Raw genomic sequence first — 2,964 nt, 5'->3', positions numbered from 1 at the left:
ATCGTGCCCTGGGCCAACCCGATCGGCCGGGCGCAATATCATTTCGGCGAGCATCAGGGCCGCTTTCATCTCGGCACGCGCACCAATTTCAACCGCGGCTTTCCGCTGCTCGCGGCGCCCGACACAGCGCTCTTGCCCGACACCACCCTTGGCAGCGTCGACCAGCGGCTGAAGACGCGGCTGGTGCAGCTGTCGCTCGGCCACGACATCATGCTCGACCTGCACTGCGATGACGAGGGCCTCGCCTATCTCTACGTCCACACCAGCCTGTGGCCTGGTATGGCCGATTGCGCCGCGGCCATGGGCGTCGACGCGGTCGTGCTGTGGAGCGAAGACACTGACGGCACCTTCGAGGGCGCCTCGATCATGCCCTATCAGAACGTCCCCGCCGATGTGGCCAAGCTCGACCGTCGCGTCGCCACCACCGTCGAATATCGCGGCATCCTCGATGTCGACGGTGCCTTGGCCGCCGCCGACGCCGACGGCCTCTACCGGCTGCTGGTGGCGCGCGGCGTGATCGCCGACAGCGCCCTGCCCGCGCCGGGTCCTTTCACCGGCTTCGTGGCGCCATTGGAAAACATCGACATGATGCCGGCGCCACGGGCCGGTGCCGTGCTCTATGACGTGAAGCCCGGCGACCGCGTCGCCAAGGGCGCGCGCCTCGCCACCATCGTCCATGCACCGGGTGAAGCCGATGGCCGCACCGAAGTGTTCGCACCGCAGGACGGCATCATGCTGACCCGCCGCTCGCGCCGCATCATCCGCGCCGGCGAAGATCTTCTGAAGCTGGTTGGCGACAGGAAGAGCACTGATGCCCGGTCGGGAACGCTGGAGGACTGACTTAGCCCGAAATAGCCAGTCGCGCTTTCGCCTCCAGCCATTCGGACATCTGCCGGTAAGGCATCGGGCCGTGACTGATGCGGGCGACACCCAGTTCCGCCAGCCGCTGGCGCGGCGGCACATGCGCCAGCGCAATGATGTTGACCGGCAACGCAATTGCCTTGCAGAGCGTCTCGATCAGGCCTTCGTCGCCAAGGCCCGGCGCAAAGAAGCCGTGCGCGCCGGCTTTTTCGAAGGCCTGTGCGCGCTCGATGGCCTGGTCGAGCAGAACGTCATCATGCGCATCCGGTTTCGCCTTGAGGAAGATGTCGGTTCGAGTGTTGATGAATGCCGGTATGCCGGAAGCCTTGACGGCCGCCGCCGCGGCTTCGATGCGCTTTGCCTGCACGGAAATGTCATGCAGGCCGCTGCCACCGACAATCTGATCCTCGAAATTGAAACCGATAGCGCCGGCCCGCAGCGCCAACGTCACCGTGCGAGCGACGATTTCCGGGTCAACGCCGTAGCCGCCCTCGAGGTCCATGGTCACCGGCAGGTCGACCGACCCGACGATGCGCTTGATGTTGTCGAGCGCCAGTTCCAGCGGGATTTTCTCGCCATCGGCGTAGCCGAACGCGGCCGCGACCGGCCAGCTTCCGGTGGCGATCGCCTTGGCACCCGCTTTCTCGATGATCTTGGCCGAACCCGGATCCCAGGCATTGTAGAGGACGACCGGGTTGCCCTTGACGTGGAGGGAATGAAACGTCCGCGCACGCTCGATCTGCTCGGTCATGGTTATTTTCCCGTCTTCCTGCTGTTGGATGAGCACTCTAAGCGGCACTGTCGGCTCTGGCGATGTGCCATGAGCCTGAGAAGCGGCGGCCAACGAACAGACTTTCAAACCTGTTGCGCATCCTTCTTTTCGCAGCTATGGATTTCGCCATGAATATGCGTTCGATCAAGACCATTTGGTGGTGGGCCTGCTGACAGCGGCCTGTTCGAACACGTGCGCGTGAATAGAGAGGGTGGCCGCAACGGAAAGTCCGGGCGGCCATTTGTTTTTTCCAAGCCATTCCCGGGTCCGTTGCCCCAAGAAGCTGATGGAGACGGCAATGACGATGAAGGTTCTGGAAAACGGCGCGGAAAGTTTCGTGACCGCGGGTGGCATCACCATCACCCGCGCGCGCCACGACCGGCCGTATGCGGGCGCGATCGACGCTTACGTCGACGGCCTGAATTCGCGCCGCGGCGCGGTGTTTTCCTCAAACTATGAATATCCCGGCCGCTACACGCGCTGGGACACCGCCATCATCGACCCGCCTCTGGTTATCTCCGCGCGCGGCCGCGCCATGCGTGTCGAGGCCCTCAACGGCCGTGGCGAGGTGTTGTTGCCGGTCATCGGCAAGGCGCTGGGTAGCCTGGCCGATATCACCATCGCCGAGACATCGAAAAGGCTCATCCGTCTCGACGTCGCCAAGCCCGGCCGTGTCTTCACGGAAGAAGAGCGCAGCCGCGTTCCTTCGGTGTTCACGGTGCTGCGCGCCATCACCGCTCTGTTCAAGACCGAGGAAGACGCCAATCTAGGTCTCTACGGCGCTTTCGGCTACGATCTCGCCTTCCAGTTCGACCCGGTAGACTACAAGCTCGAACGCAAGCCAAGCCAGCGCGACCTGGTGCTGTTCCTGCCTGACGAGATCCTGGTCGTCGACCATTATTCGGCCAAGGCATGGACCGACCGCTACGACTATGCCGGCGAGGGTTTTTCGACCGAAGGGCTGCCGCGCGACGAAATCTCCGAGCCGTTCAAGAGCCCCGACCGCATCCCGCCGCGCGGCGACCATGAACCCGGCGAATACGCCGACCTGGTGCGCAAGGCGATGGATTCGTTCAAGCGCGGCGACCTGTTCGAGGTCGTGCCGGGCCAGATGTTCTACGAGCGCTGCGAGACGCAGCCGTCCGAGATTTCGCGCAAGCTGAAGGCCATCAATCCGTCGCCCTATTCCTTCTTCATCAATCTGGGCGAAGGTGAATATCTGATCGGCGCCTCGCCCGAAATGTTCGTGCGCGTCAACGGCCGCCGCGTCGAGACCTGCCCGATCTCGGGCACCATCAAGCGCGGCGACGACGCAATTTCCGACTCAGAGC

The 2,964-nt window shown here is 63.8% G+C and carries 3 protein-coding genes; 2 read left to right on the top strand and 1 reads right to left on the bottom strand.

Annotated features, from left to right (window positions below; all coding sequences use genetic code 11):
• Positions 1-840: succinylglutamate desuccinylase/aspartoacylase family protein (locus tag EN991_RS30235; protein ID WP_127370115.1), on the top strand; the 840-nt coding region annotated here is incomplete at its 5' end.
• Position 841: 1 nt separating this feature from the next.
• Here the strand turns inward: EN991_RS30235 and EN991_RS30230 are convergent.
• Positions 842-1,612: an isocitrate lyase/phosphoenolpyruvate mutase family protein gene (locus EN991_RS30230; protein ID WP_127370114.1), complete on the bottom strand. Its 771-nt coding sequence runs from the start codon at positions 1,610-1,612 to the stop codon at positions 842-844.
• 319 nt (positions 1,613-1,931) lie between these two features.
• On the opposite strand from EN991_RS30230, the gene EN991_RS30225 reads away from it, so the two are divergent.
• Positions 1,932-2,964 (top strand): chorismate-binding protein (locus EN991_RS30225; RefSeq protein WP_206519278.1); only part of this gene is annotated, 1,033 nt, incomplete at its 3' end.

Source organism: Mesorhizobium sp. M7A.F.Ca.US.005.03.2.1 (genome assembly GCF_003997795.1).
GTDB classification, from domain to species: domain Bacteria; phylum Pseudomonadota; class Alphaproteobacteria; order Rhizobiales; family Rhizobiaceae; genus Mesorhizobium; species Mesorhizobium ciceri.
The sequence above is the reverse complement of the archived record's forward strand: the minus strand, read 5'-3'. Positions and strand labels throughout refer to the sequence as shown.